The sequence below is a fragment of the Coleofasciculus sp. G1-WW12-02 genome, from assembly GCF_040219735.1.
In the GTDB taxonomy this organism is placed as follows: domain Bacteria; phylum Cyanobacteriota; class Cyanobacteriia; order Cyanobacteriales; family Coleofasciculaceae; genus Coleofasciculus.
In genome coordinates this window covers 1-18,852 of the sequence record NZ_JAVJRX010000144.1, presented here as the reverse complement: position 1 = coordinate 18,852, position 18,852 = coordinate 1, and the positions used below count along the sequence as shown (strand labels likewise).

The following is an 18,852-nucleotide window of genomic DNA, read 5'->3' as shown; positions in this document are numbered from 1 at the left end:
TTCATTATTCTTCCAGTGCTTGCTGCTGATTTGAAAATCGTTGAATTCGCTTTTGAGTATCTGCTAAAATCCTCTCGACTTCATTGAGATCGCTTTTTAATAAATGGTCTGATAAAATAGTAAGAACTGCATCTAAATCAACCGAGTAGTTTAACAACAATAAAAGGATATCATTTTCATAAATGCTGGCGCGACTAAATTGACCTTGACGATAGAGAGATGGCAATGCATAACACTTTAAAATTAGGAGTCCTATGACTGTGACACAGCGAACTGTTCGGTTCCCAAAGCTCTGCTCTGCTACAAACTCTTGCGATATTTTTCGGAAGAGTTTGTTTTGGGTTAATAATATGTCAACTTGTAATCCCTCAAAAGTGCCACGAATGAAATCTTTCTTTTCATTCTGGATACCAATCTCAGGTAAAGCATCAAGATCGCCACGAGCCAGGATTAGGTTAATATCTTGAGTATTTCGACCCTCTACATAGCTGAGTAGAGCAACTCCCCCAACCAATACATAAGGAATCTCTCGTTCAATCAATGTGTCAAACAATACTTCAACCGTCTGAAAAAAATCATAAGGCTTTGACATTAAAATCTGCCAATTTTTTACATCAAATAAGATGCCGTTTCTGATAATTTCCCCGATCGCGGCAGCCATAATATTTATCCTTTAAGTTATAAAATATATGTCATATCGTCTCTATGTTAGCCCTTTTTATTGCTCAAAGTTCCCCTTAAGAAGGGGGATTTAGGGTGATTTACTGTGTCAAAAATTGACTCACTTGCCCAATCATCTTTTCCCATTATCCATGACCATGAGTAATCACTCCTTCGCTGTTGCCCTCAACCCCAATATCCAAATCACAAGCACTGGAGATCACTACACCCTGCAATCGGCAGAATCAGATCCGACGGCTTGGCTCACCCTTGCCACAACGCCCGGAATCAGTATGGCTCTTGAGCGTCTCAAGACAGGCAACACCACCACCGAATCACTGGTGCAAGCATTAGCCGAACTTGAGGGTTGGGCAGCTGGGGAACAGTTCGCCCTGACGCTACAACAACTAGGTGAACAGGGCTGTCTCAATTACGCCGTATTACCGTTAGCCGTGGCAATTCCGAGGGTGGAAACAGCAAGGCTTAATCCCAGTGAATCCGACTGGGTGCATACCAGTGTGGGTCTTGTCCCTTCGGCTTCCCAGCGTCCCCAGGCAGGCGTGATGGTGCTGGAGTCGCCTGATTCAGAATTCCAAGTGAAACTGCTCGACTGGCGAGGGAACGCCCTTCTAGCTCAACTCGCGGAACCCAAACCTTTAGCCAAACTCACACCACCACCCAACTTAGGTCCAGAAACCGCCTATCAATTTCTTGACCTGCTGCGAGCGGCTGGGTTTCTCACCATTGAGCATGAGCCGTCCTCATGGGTAGCCTCTGACTTAAATGAATCAATGGAAACGGCTGTTGCCGATGCATCTGGGGAAACAGAGGAAATAGCGGCTGAGTTGAATGAAGTAGAGGAAGCTTTGAGTGCAACTCAATGGGTTGAGACAGAAATGGTAGGGGAAGAAGCCGATGCGGTTGATGTTGGGTTTCGTTCCTCAACCCAACCTACAGAGACTTTCCCTGAAACGACTGAGGTAGATGCTTTAGAAGAACAGCCGATAGAAGTTACAGATACAGATAGTTTAGAGGGTCAAGCAGAACTTGATGCTGAAACTGAGCCGATTGCACTTGCAGCCTCAACTCAACCAACCCAGGATGCTGAGGTTGAGAGTTCTGCCAAGAAAATGGTGGTAGCCCTCCACCCCCACGATCTCGACGATCGCATCCCCGGACTCGCTGAACTCCACAACCAAACCCTTGGCGATCCGCGTATTATTGTTGTCATTATCGATGGCGAACCCGACTACGATCTGGCTTGTTTGCAAGGGGCGGAAGTATCCAAAGCATTCCCGTATTGGCATGAACCCGCCGAAGCCATTCCCCAAGAAGATTACGCCACCTTCCAAGACATCCGCGACCAAGGGCTGAAAGGGAAAGCTAAACAAGAAGCTCTGGACGCGGCGATTCCAGAAACTCGAAACCGCGTAGAACTGAATGATCATGCTTGTCATGTCACCAGCATTATTGTCGGGCAAGAGGGCAGCCCCGTATTCGGTATAGCGCCTCGCTGCCGGGTGATTAATATGCCCCATGATGCGATACTCAAGCCAGACAATGGTACTGAATTGAGTGGCTATAGCGACCTGCTATCGCCGCTGAATATGGCACGGGCTTTGGATTTTGCCTTAGAGTTAGGAGCCAATATCATTCACTGCGGTTTTTGTCGCCCTACCCAAACCGGAGAAGGGGAAGAACTGCTCGTGCAAGCCGTTAAAAAGTGCCAGGATAACAATGTCTTGATTGTCTCGCCAACAGGCAACAACTTAGGCGAATGTTGGTGTATGCCTGCCGTACTACCAGGAACCCTAGCCGTGGGAGCTGCAAAAGTCGATGGTACGCCCTGCCACTTCAGTAACTGGGGCGGCAACAACACAGAAGAAGGCATCCTGGCTCCGGGGGAAGATATTCTGGGGGCGCAACCCTGCACCGAAAAACCTGTGCGCTTAACCGGAACCAGTATGTCAGCTCCGGTGATGACTGGAATCTCCGCCCTGCTAATGAGCCTACAACTGCAAGAAGGCAAACCCGTTGATGCGGAAGCCGTCCGCATGGCACTCCTCAACACCGCCATTCCCTGCAACCCCGATGTTGTCGAAGAACCAGAACGCTGTTTACGCGGCTTTGTGAATATCCCTGGTGCGATGAAGGTGCTATTTGGGCAACCCTCGGTCACGATTTCCTTTGCTGGCGACCAAGTAACCCGCACCGAACGCCCTGGCTATTCCATGCCTACCCCCGCCAGCATTACTGCCGCCAGCCCCGCCGTACAACCCGCTACACCCACAGAAGCCTCGGTTATCGCGGCGGCTGACTCCGATGCTGCACTAGCCAACCCCGCCACCGTTGAAGCCAGCACCGCCTTTTCCGGTAACGTTTACGCCCTCGGCACCCTGGGCTACGACTTTGGCGATGATGCCCGCCGCGACACATTCAAGCAACTGATGGCACCTGCCGAAATTGACGGCATCATGGTACCGCCAGACCCCTACGATCCGCGCCAAATGCTGGCACACCTGGATCGCTACCCCGACGAACGGCGCTCCCTAATTTGGACACTCAACCTGGATCAAAACACCATCTATGTCTTAGAACCCAAAGGACCCTTTGCCGACGACATTTATGAAATGTTTCTGCAAATGTTGGCAGGGCAATTAGAGCCAGAAACCAGCGATGACTTTGTGGAGCGGATCAGTGTCCCGGCTCACCGCACCACCCGCACCGTGGAACTCTTTTCCGGGGAAGTTGTCCCTGTTGTAACCGTAAATAACGTGCGTGGGATGTATGGTTGGACGGTTAACGCCCTAGTAAACGCTGCCCTAGCCGCGATTAGTAACCGATTTGACCCCGAACAAGAACCCCTAATCCGGGAAGCCTTAAGCGCCTTCCTGAATCGCGTCTACCACGACTTGCGTAACCTGGGACAAACCTCACGCGATCGCGCCCTGAATTTCGCCGCCACCAACATCTTCCAATCCGCCTCCGTCTTTGCCGAAGCGATCGCCTCTGAGCGTCAACTGGACACCATTGAGGTGAAGAAAAGCCCCTACTGCCGGATTAACAGCGATTGCTGGGATGTATTACTGATCTTCTTTGACCCCGAAAACGGTCGGCGATCGCGTCGGGTGTTCCGGTTTACCCTAGATGTGGCGCTGAATATGCCCGTCACCATTGGTCGGATCAAGCGCTGGTCAATCCCTGGCAAATCTGTCAGTTGATGAGGGGATCGTCATTTGTCATTTGTCATTTGTCATTTGTCATTTGTCATAGGTGTCAACTTAAGCGCCAAAAGCAGGGGGAGCTGGGGAAGCTGAGGAAGCCCTATATGAAAAGAAAACTTGTATTGGGGCTCGCATCCCCTACTACGAACATGGTAATAGAATTTAACCATTTATATGTTACGCTCGACACAGAAACCCTAGAATCAATCGCCCAATCCGAGTTCATTAACCAATCATTCTGCACAATATCTAGAGATACCGTAGAAACAGATACAGAAAGTTGGTCGGGAATTTATCTCAGGGGAAACTATGCCTATCTTGAACTTTTTCCTCCAGGAGGTGCTGAAGGGTTGAAGGAAGGGTTTTCGGGTATTGGGTTCAATACTCAACAAGCCGGACAAATTGATAGTGTAGCGGAAACGCTAAGATCATTAGGCGCCAAAGAAACGTTTTCTGATTTGCAAGTTCGTCACACCGAATATGGAAAAGTCCCCTGGTTTCATTACTTGACGCTCAACCCATCAGAGAGAGAAGCCTTTGCTTCGTGGTTAATGGAATTTCATCAGGATTATTTAGACTATAAAAACATCAAACTTACCCCTACAGGTTGCTTTGATCGTGCGGCGTATCTGAAAACCTTGGATACTTCCGAAACGTCTTTATTTGAGGACATATCAGACGTTCATCTTGAATTGACTGTATCGGAACATGAGGAACTCGGATTACTGCTGCGAGCCTTTGGCTATCACTCATCTGGCGTAGGAGATAAGACGATCTATCGTTCTGATGGTTTTACTGTACAAGTATCCCAGAACGTTGCTCCAAGGTATCGAATTCGCCAGGTTGTTTGCACGATGAAAGCTCAACCGCATCCGGAAAAAACCTTCACATTTGGTGACAATGCCAAGTTAAAAGTAGGTAGAGAATTGGCAATTTGGCAATTTGGCTAACTGAAGCAATTCGTTAAAAATAAAGACTTTCCTTGGCAGGCAAATGTGTAGCTTACTTTTCACGGGATCTAGAAAACCTCTCTCCATCCCCCCTTGCCCCAGGATTTTCCTAGCGCTCCTCAAATTCACAAATTGACAATGGATAATGAACAATGGATAATGACCTCTCCTTAAAAGAAGAGGATTGAAATCAAGGAAAATCTTTTTTAATTTCTTCGTAAACGAAGAGGTCTTAGACCCAATTAATCAATTGTCAATTATCAATTATTAATTATCCATTGATTAGTAGACCGACGCTCTAGTCGGGGCGGGTTTAGTCACATCTTGGTGAAACGAAAAGATAGTAGTAAAACCCGCCCCTACAGGTTGCATCAACCCACAGCAAACCCTGTATGCGGATCAAGACAATACTACTCGGTTTAAAAACGTTTTTTGGTGCGATAAAAGGGTTTTTTCACAACAACAGCGGGATAAGTCTTACCGCGAATTTCCACCTCTAACGGTTGACCTATCTTAGCTAAGGATGTGGGACAATAAGCAAGCGCGATCGCTCTCCCTAGGGTTGGTGAATAAGTACCACTCGTCACCTCTCCCACGACTTTGCCATCGGATAGCACCGAGTAACCGTGACGAGCGATATGTCGCCCCTGCATTTCAATCCCCACTAACCGACGTTCCACGCCCTTAGCTTTTTGGGCTTCTAATACAGAACGTCCGATAAAATCCCCTTTACTATCCAGATGCACCAGCCAATTTAAACCTGCTTCTAGGGGAGTCGTCGTATCATCAATATCTTGCCCATAAAGTGCCAACCCTGCTTCCAATCGCAACGTATCTCTCGCCCCCAAGCCACAGGAAGTCACTCCCGCTTGGAACAGACGACGCCACAGTTCAACTCCAACCTCTGGTTTGACCATCACCTCAAACCCATCTTCGCCAGTGTACCCTGTCCTGGCGATAAATCCGGGTTGACCTAGAATTGTTGCATTGAGATGTCCGAAGGATTTCAGCGCGGTTAAGTCTTCCTGGACAAAGGATTGTAGATAAGTCTCAGCTTGGGGTCCTTGCAAAGCAATTAAGACGTTTTCCCCAGAAAGATCTAGTAACTTGACCCCGGTGTTTTCCAGTTGCGCTAACAACCAATCTTTATCCTTCTGACAGGTTGCCGCATTAACAATCATCATCCCCTGGGGTTCGCCCGTTTCATCCTCCCCTTGGTGGTAAACAATCACATCATCAATGATGCCCCCTTGAGGATTTAATAACACCGTATATTGAGCTTGAGCGGGTTGCAATCGACTCAAATCTGAGGGGACTAATCGCTGTAACTCTTGCCAGAGCGGCTTTCCGGTAAAGGCAAATTTTCCCATGTGGGAGATATCAAACATACCCGCATTGGTGCGTACTGCTTCGTGTTCTTGTCCGATACTGCTGTATTGGACGGGCATTTCCCAACCCGAGAAGCCAGTGAAGCGGGCATTTTGTTCAACCGCGAGGTCAAATAGGGGAGTTCTTGCAACAGTTGGTTTTGACTGAGCCACAGATAGTCTTGAGTTACAGGGTCTTTCATATTCTACCCAGTTGGCAGGCGTCAACCCCTGATCTGGAAAATTGCGATCGCGCCACGGCACTGATAGAGTGTAATTTAGACGTTCCGTACCCAAACCTTCAAGGCTGTGCTAGCTTAATCATTGAGAATGTGTTCGGTTTCAGTGTTTGTGCTTAGTACAGATGGGCTTTTTTCCTTTCGACTTGACAGACTTGTCTCCGATACCCACATCTTTATACAACTTTGAGTTTGGAGACAATCATGTCAATTTACGTAGGCAATCTATCCTACGACGTTACTGCAGAAGACCTGAATGCTGTCTTTGCAGATTATGGTGCTGTCAAGCGGGTGCAGTTACCCACTGATCGGGAAACCGGACGTCCCCGGGGTTTTGGTTTTGTAGAGATGGAGACAGACGACGAAGAAACAGCCGCTATTGAGGCACTCGATGGGGCTGAATGGATGGGGCGCAATCTGAAGGTGAATAAAGCCAGACCTCGCGAAAACAAGGGGGGTTCAGGCGGTAACCGCAAAAACGGTAACTTTTCGCGTCGTTACTAATTCTCATTCACTCAATGGGCTCAATTCTTGCGGCACAACTAGTGCGTCGGGTAAGGATTAGTTATTAGACAAGAGCCGGGAAATTAATTTCCCGGCTCAAAGCTTAATGAACTCAGTGAATCGCCGCTGCTGGTGGCAGGACGAGCTTAGGCACAGGCTTGACGCTAGAACCATTAGAGGGCTTTGCACCTTGAGCTTGAGTCTCCTGAAGTAAAACTTCCCGAATTAACCGTGCCATCACCCGTTGAGCTAAACCGCCAGCAATTTTTTGTCCCATTTGCTGAGTTTCCTGCTTCATCAAGAGTTGGGGAACCAAGGGGGCAAGTTGGAAGGGATCGAAACCGGGCGTATCTTGCAGAATTTGCCAAATTCGTTTGATATGTTCTGCACTTTGCGGCAGTTCTACAACTTTGCTAGTAGATGTCGTTGTCTGCTGTAATCCCACTCGTTGGCGCAGAGACTCCGTAACATTATCAAAAGTTCGACGCCCAAACATATCCACAGCTTTGATAATTTCCTCGATCAACTGTTCCCGAATTAAAGCACCACGTTCTGAGAATAAAAATTCTAAGGTTTGATTCAAAACCTTATTCAAATCGTAGTCTTGGGAATTGGCGGCATTCCGCAATAAATTTTCCAGGCGATTCCAGCGGAAATTGCCCTCTTTGACAAGTAAGTCTTTTAGAGAAGCGCGTAATTGGGGGGAAGAGTCGGTTAACAAACGCTTCGCCACATAAGGATAGGCTTTACTGAGAACCTTGAAGTTCGGATCAACATTAATCGCAATCCCTTCTAAAGTGACCAAGGAACGAATAATCAGAGCGTAGTAGGCTGGAACTCGAAATGGATATTCATACATCACTTCCGAGAGTTGATCTGTGATGCTCTTGAAATTGAGTTCGGCAACACTAGCGCCTAAAGCATTGCTAAATACATTAGCCAGCGCTGGAATAATCGGGGTTAAATCTGTATCCGGCGTGAGAAACTCTAAATTTACATAGTCATGAGCCAAACCCGCGAAGTCCCGGTTAACTAAATGAACAACCGCCTCAATCAACCCATAGCGTTGATAGGGTTTGACTTCGCTCATCATCCCAAAATCTAGATAAGCCAGTTTACCTTCTGGTGTAGCTAATAAATTTCCAGGATGGGGATCAGCATGGAAAAATCCATGTTCCAACAACTGGCGTAGCGAACATTGCACGCCAACTTCAATCAAATACTTGGCATCAATTCCTTGAGCTTTAATCGCTTCCAGATTAGTCAGTTTAGTACCACTGATCCACTCCATTGTCAAGACACGCCGTCCTGTATATTCCCAGTAAATTTTGGGTACATAAATATCCTGAAGGTGTCCGTAAAGATTGGCAAAGCGTTCTGCATTACACCCTTCTTGGGTATAATCCATTTCTTCAAAGATGCGGGTACCAAACTCATCCATAATCGCAACCAAGTCACTCCGCACCCGCTTGATATTCTTTTGTACCCACTGAGCTAAGCGGCGTAAAATATAAACGTCTAGGGCAATGCGCCGTGCTAAGCCAGGTCGCTGCACTTTTACGGCGACGGTTTCTCCAGTTTTGAGTTTCCCTTTGTAAACTTGTCCTAGGGAGGCGGCGGCTACTGGTGATGGGGTAAGTTCGGCATAAATTTCTTCAGGGCGAGCGCCTAATTCTTCCTCAATGAATTGAAAAGCGACTTCATTGGCAAAGGGAGGGAGTTGATCTTGTAGCAACGCCAACTCTTCCAGGTAAATGGGTGGCACTAAGTCAGGTCGCGTCGAAAGTGCCTGCCCTACCTTAATATATGCCGGTCCGAGTTGGGTTAAGAGTTCCCGCAACTGAATCGCTCGTCGCCGTTCTTTGATCGGTCGGCGCCCCCACTTGCGATCCCACCATAGATTGATGGCAAAGGCGGCTGTCGGTAAAGTAATCCTGAGTAGCCGTCCTAGGACTTGTAGCGGCGCTCGTCCATATTGGGCTTCAATCGCCACTGGATCATAGCGCAGCGCTTCTGTTTTGTTTTCGCAGTACTCCTGTGGTAGCGCTGATGAAGAAGAAGGCGTCTGTTCATACTCAACCACAATTGGCTCAGGGGGTAAGGGAACAACTGAGGGATTGAGTTCGGTGATTGAATCTCGGTGGGGAGTGGATGGGGGAATTGTTTTAAGATTCATATTAATTCAGGATTTTACCAGCAGGAGCGACTATGTAAAGAATTGTAACAAAAATTGATTGAGATACCACGCCACTCAGTTTATCCTGATTAGGGCGTAGGCTTAAGCAACAAGGTTGGCTGGCTCGACAAGCAAGGTAGTATTTTGTGAAAGGGTCACCATATTGGTGACGAGACGGGGTACGCTCGCACCAGTTGGGTATATCTACTACATCCCAGTATCTCTCTGGATTAGCTGTTGTCGCCTCTTCCTTCCCGGTGAATTTTTTTCCGGACGGTTGATTTATGAATTATTACTTATGACTTATTACTTTAAATACTATGTTGCTATCATTACGGATTCAAAACTTTGCCTTAGTTGACCACTTGGAACTGGAATTTGCGGCGGGTCTGAATGTCTTGACGGGCGAAACGGGTGCTGGTAAATCAATTATTCTGGATGCCATTGATGTGGCGTTGGGAGGAAAAGTCACCCATCGTCTGATTCGCACGGGGGAAAAACGGGCGCTGGTTGAGGCGACGTTTCGCATCGATGCGACGTTGATGGCTTGGTTGAGTGAACAGGAAATTGATTTGTTCGATGAAGCGGATTTGGTCTGTAGTCGAGAGATTACGGCAAAACAGAACTCGCTGCGATCGCGATCGCGAATTAATGGTATTTTAGTAAACCGTCGCTTAATGGAACAATTGCGCGATCGCTTGGTGGAAATTACCGCCCAAGGTCAAACGGTGCAGCTTTTCGCCTCAACCCGCCAGCGGCGACTCCTGGATCTTTACGGTGGTTTTCCCCTCAACAAACAACTTGATCTTGTCGCTACTGCTTATCTAGCGTCTCAGGAAACCTTCCAAGCACTGCAAAAACGGCGTCAGTCAGAACAGCAGCGCTTACAACGCCTTGACTGGCTAGATTATCAAATTCAGGAACTGAGCGCCGCTAATCTTACTGATTCCGAAGAACTGACCGAACTCGAACAAGAATCTCAGCGGTTAACTCATGTCGTGGAACTCCAACAACACAGTTATCAGATCTATCAGTCACTTTACCAAAATGATAGCGGTGCATTTGCCTGTGCCGATTTACTAGGGGAAGCTGAAACCACGTTGAGTGATATGGTGCAATATGACACCCAGTTACAACCGATCCTGGAGTTAGTCAGTGGCGCCTTGGCGCAGGTGGTGCAAGCAAGTCACCAAATTAATGCTTATGGGGATGGACTCGAAACTGATCCCGAACGCCTAGAAGAAGTCGAAGAACGTATCCGCGCCCTTAAACAAATTTGCCGTAAATATGGACCGACTCTAACCGATGCGATCGCACACTACGAAAAACTTAACTCAGAATTAGCTGAACTCAGGGGTAACGGTCAATCCTTGGATGAGTTGGAAAAAACTTACCGCCAATGTCAGGAAACCTTAACAGAAGCTTGTACTCAGCTCACCCAGTTGCGTCGAGTCGCGGCGGAGGAACTGGAACATCGTCTAGTGGAGCAACTGAAGCCTCTAGCCATGTCCAAGGTACAATTTCAGGTGGCGATCACGCCCATCGCGCCGACAGCGACAGGTGCGGATCAAGTCACCTTCTATTTATCTCCAAATCCGGGCGAACCCCTGCAACCGTTGGCAGCAACGGCATCGGGTGGGGAAATGAGCCGTTTTTTACTGGCGTTGAAAGCCTGTTTTTCCAGCAGTGGGGATCAAGGAGTCAGCTTAATTTTTGATGAAATTGACGCCGGGGTATCAGGGCGAGTAGCGAGTGCGATCGCAGAACGACTTCATCACCTGAGTCAGCACAATCAAGTGTTGTGTGTAACGCACCAACCCATCATCGCCGCCATGGCAGATCGACATTTCCGCGTCGATAAACAGGTGATCGATCAAACCCCCTTAATCAAAAACAGTCAGACGAATACTCTAGCCGATGAGGAAATGCCTGAAATTGACCTGCGTACAGTCATTCGCGTCAGTCTCCTGGATCATCATTCTCACCGCCAGGAAGAAATCGCCCAGCTAGCTGGTGGGCAATCCGGTCAGGAAGCCATGACTTTTGCCGATTCGCTCCTGACTCAAGCCCGTCATTGGCGTCAGAATTAGTTTGATGGTTGAGTGTTGATCCTGCGTTTCGCGAGTAGAAACGGGTTTGTCGGGGCGAGTTTGACGATTATCGTTTTTTCCTCTCACCAGGGATGGGACTAAACCCGCCCCAAGCCAGTTTTAAATGCTCTCCCTCTGCTCCCCCCGCTCCCTCTGCTCCCCCGCTTCCGAGTCCCCGACTTGCTGAGAGAACGAATCAAACGTTAAGCTCAACAGCAGAGTAGTCTAAATCGTAGCTCACTGATTAAACTAACCTGAGTGGTAAAACTTTAACTGATAGAGTACTCTTATTCGTATGCCAGGAACGTTCTCTGACCCTAACAAGAGATATGACAGCTACATCGCCCACCGGGTCTGCGGCTAACAATGGAAACACCATTGAAGTACAGCCGATCTATACCGAAGACCAAGTCGTGCATGAACATCAACCCGCGTCTGATGGTGCCCTAGCGACCACCAATGGAACGTTTACGGCGTTTCTTGCTCCCCTAACCCAAGACAGTTTTAAAGAAGTTGTTACGGGGGTGGAAAAGAAGCTCGAAGTGGTTCATCAAACCCTGTCCATGCTCCTCGACAGCCAAGGGTTTGAGACAATTCTCCAGGAGATGCTCAATGCTATCACCCTGAAGACCGCAGAGCTTTTGGGTGCAGACCGGACAACGATATTTTTACTGGATGAAAACAAGAATGAATTATTTTCGATTGTCGCCGAGGGTGAGAATGGCAAAACCATAGAACTGCGGATTCCTGCTGATCAGGGAATCGCTGGGGAAGTGGCAACATTTAAAAATGTGGTCAATAATCGCTACGATTTCTTCGATGATCCGCGTTCTGAAGGGTCGAAAAAGCTCTATAAAACAACCGGCTACCGAACTTATACGATGCTGACGCTCCCCTTACTCAATGACAAGGGAGACTTGGTGGCTGTGGTTCAGCTGTTGAATAAACTTAAGCCCTCTCATGATCCAGAGGATTCTTTACCCTTAGAAGAAAAAATCGATAAACAAGGTTTTAGCGAAACCGATCAGAAACTTTTTGAAGAATTTGCCCCCTCTATTCGCCTGATTCTGGAGTCGTCTAAATCATTTTACTTGGCAACTCAGCAACAGCGAGCGGCGAATGCTCTGATGAAGGCGACTGAATCCCTGAGTAAGAGCAGTTTAGACTTGGAAGAAACGCTCAAACGGGTGATGGAGGAAGCCAAGGAGCTGATGAATGCGGATCGCTCGACCTTGTGGTTGATTGATCACGAACGCAATGATTTATGGACGAAGATTCCTCAGGCTGGGGGTTCGATGAAAGAACTCCGGGTTCCCATCGGAGCGGGTTTTGCGGGTCGAGTCGGACTAACCGGTGAAATTCTGAATATCCCCTTTGACCTGTACAATCATCCCGATTCAGAGAAAGCTAGGGAAACCGATCGCAATACCGGGTATCGCACCTGCAGCTTACTGTGTATGCCAGTCTATAACGCCGATGGCGAGTTAATTGGCGTCACCCAATTGGTGAACAAGAAAAAGAAGGGAGATTTTCCCACTTACAATCCCGATCCCAATAAGGAAGAACAAGACGCACCCGAATGCTGGAAGGCGAGTTTCGATCAAAGCGATATCGCCTTTATGGAAGCATTTAATATCCAAGCGGGTGTGGCGCTGCAAAACGCCAAACTGTTTGCCACGGTGAAACAGCAGGAGCAAATGCAGCGGGATATCCTTCGCAGTCTGACCAATGGTGTAATTTCGACAGACAAAGCTGGTAAAGTGATCGCGGCGAATGAAAGTGCCAAGAAACTGTTGGGGTTTAGTAAGGGATATAGTATCGAAGGGCAATCGGTATCAGAGTTGGTCAAAATTAAAGAAAAAGAGGGCAGTTTTGCCAGCTTTGCCAAATTGCTACAGAATGCCTTAGACGCGAAAAATGAGAAAGACCGCAATCAGTACTACCCTGATCAGATATTGCTGACGCCGAGCAATGAAGAACATAGCGTGCATCTTTCTATTAACTCCATTGCCGATACGAGTGATTTGACCAATGTGTATGGGGCACTGGTTGTCATGGACGACATCAGTGATGAAAAGCGGCTCAAGAGTACAATGTATCGGTACATGACTCAGGAGTTGGCAGAAGAACTACTGAAACTGGGCGATGCCAAAATGGGAGGCGATCGCAAAGAAGTTTCGGTGCTGTTTTCCGATATTCGCAGCTACACCTCTTTGACCGAAAAACTCCAAGCCGAAGAAGTGGTGGGTATGCTTAATGACTATTTTGAATCCATGGTCGAGGCTATTTTTAAGCATAAAGGCACCCTCGACAAATATATCGGTGATGCGATTATGGCGGTGTTTGGTTCGCCCTTTCCTTTACCCGATCATGCCTGGAGAGCGGTACAAACGGCAGTGGAAATGCGTCACCGATTGGTAGATTTTAATGCCCGTCGTTTAGCACAGAAAAAAGAAGAAATCCGCATTGGGATTGGGATTAACTCTGACAGCGTGATTAGTGGCAATATTGGTTCGAGTAAGCGGATGGAGTTCACCGCCATTGGCGATGGTGTGAACTTAGGCTCTCGACTCGAAGGTGCCACCAAGCAATACGGCTGTGACATTATCATTAGCGAATATACCTTTGCTCCCTGCCAGGATAAGATTTGGTATCGGGAACTCGATTGCATTCGTGTCAAAGGCAAGAATAAGCCTGTGAGAATTTACGAATTGGTGGGACTGCGTTCTGATCCCATTTCCGCCGAAAAAGAGGAAATTATCGAACATTACCACAAAGGACGGGAGTATTATCTCAGTCGGAAGTTTACCCGGGCAATGGGTGAATTTGGCATTATTCTGGAAGAATTTGACAACAATGACAAAGCCGCTGCGTTACACCTGAATCGGTGTCAACATTTTCTCCAAGACCCACCTCCTCCTGACTGGGATGGGGCTTACACGATGACCGAGAAGTAAGTCAAACAGCTAGCACCTCAAGGATGAGGACTAAAAACAAGGTTGAACGTTTGGATAGGATGGGCATTGCCCATCCTATTGATTTATCGTTCTTCAGAGAATTATTGCTCAACCAAGCTTGAGTCATAATGGATACCAGCGTCTGCGTCAATTCTGTGTTGATGTCAGTTACAGTTCAGGGAAATTCTTGCTAGCGTTAAGGTGTTAGTTGTGAGTAATCAGATACGTGAAAGAGACTAGTGGGGAGTTAGCTCAAAACCATGCCCTTAAGCGAAGCGAAGGGTCAAAGCTCTCTGCCTTGTGGTCGCGCTTTAAGCGCATTGGTAGTTTTGCGTTGAAATATCCAGAATGGCTGACCAGTTTAGCCATTACAGGTTTGTTTGTGGGGATTCAGCTAGGATCTCAGATAAATGTTGAGGTACTCGGAGTTCAGCTCAGAATTGAAGCACTGAAGATTCTACTCGATCAGTTGGAACAGGCAGAGATAAGTGCCTATGATGGGTTGATGCAGTTGCGACCCTCATTGCCGCCAGACCGACGTCTGTTGGTGGTCGAGGTGACTGAGAAAGATATTCAATCCCTAAAGCAGTGGCCCATGAGCGATGCGGTGATGACGCAGCTACTGCAAACCCTACAGCAGTATGAGCCAGCGGTGATTGGTCTGGATATTTATCGGGATATTGCCATACCCCCCGGTCATGCTGAGTTATCCCAGCTCCTGCAAACGAGTGATAATATCATCCCCATCTGTCAAATTAGTGAAAGTGAGAATCGAGGCACTCTCCCACCCCCAGGCGTTCCCGATTCACGGGTTGGCTTTGCCGATTTAGCCATTGATAAAGGTGGTGTCGTGCGCCGAGCGCTGTTATTTCACTCTGTCGATATTCCCGCCGGTTGTACAACCCAACTTTCCTTTAGCTTTCAGCTAGCCAAGCACTATCTGGAACAAAAAGGAATCGAACCAACTATTACGCCAGACGAGCAAGAGTACCTGAAATGGGGTGATGTGGTTTTCAAGCCTCTAAAGCCAACATCAGGAGGTTACCAACAGGCTGATACTGGTGGCTATCAAATTTTATTGAATTATCGCTCTCCGGACGAGCTAGCCGATACCGTGACCTTGACTGAGGTTCTCGAAGGTCGCCTTGATCCCAGCTTGGTTCGAGACCGCATTGTCTTAATTGGAATCGCCGCCCCCAGTGAAAAAGATAGATTTTCTACTCCTTATAGTTCACAAGGGCTAATTATCGAGACAATGCCGGGAGTTGTCATACATGGTCAAATCATTAGTCAACTGCTCAGTACTGTTCTAAATGGACGCCAGCTTTTTTGGTTTTGGCCCAATTGGGTCGAAGTGAGCTGGATTTGGGGTTGGTCGTTCACAGGCGCTATTCTGGTACGAGTCACCCGCAATATCTGGCAACTGCTCCTGGCTGAAACGCTAGCGGTGGGTCTTTTGGGCGGCGTATCCTTTATCGTTTTTCTGGAGGCAGGTTGGATACCCGTGATGACACCAGCCTTGGGATTGGTGATGGCATCTACGGCTGTCTTGGCTTACAACGCCTACCAAAATCAGCAAGAACGCGCCCATTTTGCCCGTCTACTCCAAGAACAGGAAAATAACCTCATCGCCCTTCAGGGTATGTTACAGGATAGTAGAACCAGCGCTCCTATAACTATTCAGGAAGATGAGGATAAGACTCTGATTGCACAACAGCAAGAGGTAACCCTCAGTGAAGAAACGGCTATTGCCCCATCGCACCAGGAAGGGGATTCAACGGCAATTTGGACGCCTGATGCAGTTCCGAGCCAACCCGCGCCAACGGTTAAACCCTCAGACAATCCCAACCTCTTAGCCGGACGCTATAAGATTAATCGAGTTCTCGGTTCTGGAGGATTTGGTCTGACCTATTTAGCTGAAGATACCCAAAGACCTGGTAAACCCAAATGTGTGGTTAAGCATTTAAAACCAGCCCGTCGTGATGAACGATTTCTTGCCATTGCCAGACGCCTCTTCCACACAGAAGCAGAAATCTTAGAAAAGTTGGGCAGACATCCTCACATTCCCCAATTGCTGGCATATTTTGAAGAAAGTCGGGAATTCTACCTTGTCGAAGAATACATTAAAGGAGAATCACTCAGCGACGAGCTACCTGTGGATAAGCGTATGCCAGAAGGGAAAGTCGTCGAGTTACTCAAAGGACTCTTAGAAATTATGGTGTTTATCCATGAGCATCATGTTATTCATCGGGATATCAAACCCAGTAACATTATTCGTCGCCAAGCCGATGATCAATTGGTGTTAATTGATTTTGGGGCAGTCAAACAGATTCAACCTCAACAAAAGCTTGATCAGGAACACGATACACAAGAACACAATACGGTGGCGGTTGGTACTCGTGGCTATGCACCGTCAGAACAATACGCTGGACACCCGACTCTGAGTAGCGATATTTATGCTGTAGGGGTGATTGGGATTCAAGCGCTGACAGGTATTCCTCCTCACCAGTTAGTCCTGGATTCAGAGACAGGGGAAATTAGCTGGCGTCATTTGGCAAATGTGAGTGATGAACTAGCTGAGATATTAGAAAAGATGGTGCGCTACTACTTCATGGATAGATATCAGTCGGTGACAAAGGTGTTAGAGGATTTACGCACCTTGTCACCTCAATCTTAGAGCGAATGTCACTAACTGGTATGCTGGTGGGTTTCGACTTCGCAAGAGCCCACGATGGCGGCGTAGCACACCTTAATTGGTGGATTAGAATTGTAGAATTGTAGGGTGCGTTACGCTACGCTAACGCACCTTTGCCACGATACTGAACACTGGATTATCTTAAAATTAATCTTGACCACAATATACTGGACTGACACAGCTAAAATTGTGGAATAGATTTGACGTTTAACCCTTCGACTTCGCTCAGGGTTAAACCGGGCGCAAGCCTTGCGCCCCTACAGAGGCGTCAGCTACCGTGAAAAGTCAGCCCTCAATCCCATGTTCAAGTTACTCGCTAAACTCTGGCGTTGGCCGAAACGCTGGTTTGTGCGTCAACCGCCGCCGCCTCCACCTCCACCGATTCAACCCAGTGATTTGGATTACGAGAATGTGGTTGTAGCGTTATTGGTAGAAGTGGCGCAGGGGAAAACTTGGGGACAGTTGCAGGCGTTCTTGATTAATCGGAATGTGAATCAGCAACGGCTGGCGGCGTGGTTGCAGGATTTTGGTCAGCGCTGGTTGGCACAGCCAGAGGTGCATCAGGAGTTGGCGCGGCGGTTGAGGCGGTTGGCAGAGGTGGCAAATGGGGAATTGGCACGGGTGGCGCGGGAATTGGCAGAGGGATTGTTGGTTGTGCCGGAACCGGATAATTCGTTGATAACTGAATCGGCTATATCTGGGGGGAATGAGCAAGGGGCGAGTTTGAGTGAGGTTGAGAAGTTGAATCAGCTATTGGCTGGTTTAAATGGTTCTGGATATAACCAAAAGTCGGTTCCTGTCAGTAATTCTTCCACAGTTTCAGATGCAGAGTTTTGGTTTAACCAGGGCGTCACCTTGTATGAGTTAGGAAGATATGAAGAAGCATTGGCAAGTTATGACCAGGCAATCTCTCTCCAACCTGATGACTCCCAAACCTGGAACAACCGGGCTGCTATGCTTAGTGAGTTAGGAAGAAATGAAGAAGCACTGGCAAATTTTGACCAGGTCATCTCTCTCCAACCTGATGACTACCAAGCCTGGTTTAACCGGGGCGTTGTGCTTGGTAAGTTAGGAAGAAATGAAGAAGCACTGACAAGTTATGACCAGGCAATCTATCTCCAACCTGATTACTCTTCAGGCTGGTTTAACCGGGGTGTTGTGCTTAGTAAGTTAGGACGATACGAAGAAGAACTGACAAGTTATGACCAGGCAATCTATCTCCAACCTGATGACTACCAAGCCTGGTTTAACCGGGGCATTGCGCTTGGTGAGTTAGGACGAAATGAAGAAGCACTGGCAAGTTATGACCGGGTAATATCTCTCCAACCTGATGACTGCCAAGCCTGGAGCAAACGGGGCGTTGTGCTTGGTGAGTTAGGACGAAATGAAGAAGCACTGGCAAGTTATGACCAGGTCATCTCTCTCCAACCTGATGACTGCCAAGCCTGGAGCAAACGGGGCGTTGTGCTTGGTAAGTTAGGACGAAATGAAGAAGCACTGACAAGTTATGACCAATTAATCTCTCTCCAACCTGACAACTACCAAGCCTGGGGCGAACGAGGCAATATACTGGATGAGTTAGGACGATATGAAGAAGCACTGGCAAGTTATGACCAGGCAATTTCTCTCCAACCTCACCTCTACCAAGCCTGGTATAACCGGGGCATTGCGCTTGGTGAGTTAGGACGAAATGAAGAAGCGCTAGCAAGTTTTGACCAGGCAATCTCTCTCCAACCTGATTGCTACCAAGTCTGGGTCAATCGGGGCGTTGCAGCAATGGAATCATTTGGTTATGAATATTTTTGGCAACAAAACTTTACCGACTGCTTTCGCTTAAAATGTAACAAAACCGGTTCTTCAGGACTTATTATGCTAAAATGTTAGTTAATACCTGAATAAACACAGTCGAAAAATGAAGAAACAGCTTACTCAACTTCTTAGTTTGCAAGGCGTTATAGTTAAATCTAAAAAAAACCTTGAAAAAGCCTTA

At 47.6% G+C, this 18,852-nt stretch carries 11 protein-coding genes; 8 read left to right on the top strand and 3 right to left on the bottom strand.

Features of this window, described 5'->3' with window-relative positions; genetic code table 11:
• Window positions 1-4: 4 nt before the first annotated feature.
• The gene (locus tag RID09_RS23225) at window positions 5-661 is read right to left on the bottom strand and encodes a hypothetical protein (protein ID WP_446338286.1); all 657 of its coding nucleotides are present in this window, start codon (window positions 659-661) and stop codon (window positions 5-7) included.
• 157 nt (window positions 662-818) lie between these two features.
• Between RID09_RS23225 and RID09_RS23220 the strand changes: the two genes are divergently transcribed.
• Both RID09_RS23220 and RID09_RS23215 read left to right on the top strand, forming a co-directional pair.
• A complete protein-coding gene (locus RID09_RS23220; protein ID WP_446338285.1) occupies window positions 819-3,881 on the top strand; it encodes a PatA/PatG family cyanobactin maturation protease in 3,063 nt (1,020 codons plus the stop codon).
• 152 nt (window positions 3,882-4,033) lie between these two features.
• Window positions 4,034-4,834, top strand: a complete 801-nt coding sequence (locus tag RID09_RS23215) for a DUF5829 family protein (RefSeq protein WP_446338284.1) — start codon at window positions 4,034-4,036, stop codon at window positions 4,832-4,834.
• A 419-nt stretch (window positions 4,835-5,253) separates the two neighbouring features.
• Here RID09_RS23215 and gcvT read toward each other — a convergent pair whose 3' ends face one another.
• Window positions 5,254-6,375 carry a glycine cleavage system aminomethyltransferase GcvT gene (gene gcvT / locus RID09_RS23210; RefSeq protein ID WP_446338283.1) on the bottom strand — a complete coding sequence of 374 codons (1,122 nt, stop codon included), beginning with the start codon at window positions 6,373-6,375 and terminating at the stop codon, window positions 5,254-5,256.
• An 8-nt stretch (window positions 6,376-6,383) separates the two neighbouring features.
• Between gcvT and RID09_RS23205 the strand changes: the two genes are divergently transcribed.
• Together RID09_RS23205 and RID09_RS23200 are read left to right on the top strand one after the other, a co-directional pair.
• On the top strand, window positions 6,384-6,560 hold the full coding sequence (locus tag RID09_RS23205) for a hypothetical protein (protein WP_446338282.1): 177 nt from the start codon (window positions 6,384-6,386) through the stop codon (window positions 6,558-6,560).
• An 84-nt stretch (window positions 6,561-6,644) separates the two neighbouring features.
• On the top strand, window positions 6,645-6,944 hold the full coding sequence (locus tag RID09_RS23200; protein ID WP_446338281.1) for an RNA recognition motif domain-containing protein: 300 nt from the start codon (window positions 6,645-6,647) through the stop codon (window positions 6,942-6,944).
• Between the two features lie 112 nt (window positions 6,945-7,056).
• On the opposite strand, the gene RID09_RS23195 is transcribed toward RID09_RS23200, so the two are convergent.
• Window positions 7,057-9,120, bottom strand: coding sequence for an ABC1 kinase family protein (locus RID09_RS23195; protein ID WP_446338280.1), 2,064 nt, complete (start codon window positions 9,118-9,120; stop codon window positions 7,057-7,059).
• A gap of 320 nt (window positions 9,121-9,440) precedes the next feature.
• Here RID09_RS23195 and recN point away from each other — a divergent pair, with 320 nt between their 5' ends.
• The 4 genes from recN (at window position 9,441) to RID09_RS23175 (ending at window position 18,746) form a co-directional block, all read left to right on the top strand.
• A complete protein-coding gene (gene recN / locus RID09_RS23190) occupies window positions 9,441-11,210 on the top strand; it encodes a DNA repair protein RecN (RefSeq protein WP_446338279.1) in 1,770 nt (589 codons plus the stop codon).
• 329 nt (window positions 11,211-11,539) lie between these two features.
• Complete coding sequence (locus tag RID09_RS23185; RefSeq protein WP_446338278.1) at window positions 11,540-14,167, top strand: GAF domain-containing protein; 2,628 nt, start codon at window positions 11,540-11,542, stop codon at window positions 14,165-14,167.
• 226 nt (window positions 14,168-14,393) lie between these two features.
• Window positions 14,394-16,844 (top strand): CHASE2 domain-containing protein, encoded by a 2,451-nt coding sequence (locus RID09_RS23180; protein ID WP_446338277.1) that lies wholly within the window; start codon window positions 14,394-14,396, stop codon window positions 16,842-16,844.
• A 318-nt stretch (window positions 16,845-17,162) separates the two neighbouring features.
• Window positions 17,163-18,746, top strand: a complete 1,584-nt coding sequence (locus tag RID09_RS23175) for a tetratricopeptide repeat protein (protein ID WP_446338276.1) — start codon at window positions 17,163-17,165, stop codon at window positions 18,744-18,746.
• Window positions 18,747-18,852: the final 106 nt, after the last annotated feature.

Bases quoted from the DNA above. Each gene is read 5' to 3' on its own strand.
- RID09_RS23195 (WP_446338280.1), bottom strand. From the start codon at position 9,120: ATGAATCTTAAAACAATTCCCCCATCCACTCCCCACCGAGATTCAATC.
- RID09_RS23185 (WP_446338278.1), top strand. From the start codon at position 11,540: ATGACAGCTACATCGCCCACCGGGTCTGCGGCTAACAATGGAAACACC.
- RID09_RS23225 (WP_446338286.1), bottom strand. From the start codon at position 661: ATGGCTGCCGCGATCGGGGAAATTATCAGAAACGGCATCTTATTTGAT.
- RID09_RS23215 (WP_446338284.1), top strand. From the start codon at position 4,034: ATGGTAATAGAATTTAACCATTTATATGTTACGCTCGACACAGAAACC.
- RID09_RS23200 (WP_446338281.1), top strand. From the start codon at position 6,645: ATGTCAATTTACGTAGGCAATCTATCCTACGACGTTACTGCAGAAGAC.
- RID09_RS23220 (WP_446338285.1), top strand. From the start codon at position 819: ATGAGTAATCACTCCTTCGCTGTTGCCCTCAACCCCAATATCCAAATC.
- recN (WP_446338279.1), top strand. From the start codon at position 9,441: ATGTTGCTATCATTACGGATTCAAAACTTTGCCTTAGTTGACCACTTG.
- RID09_RS23175 (WP_446338276.1), top strand. From the start codon at position 17,163: ATGTTCAAGTTACTCGCTAAACTCTGGCGTTGGCCGAAACGCTGGTTT.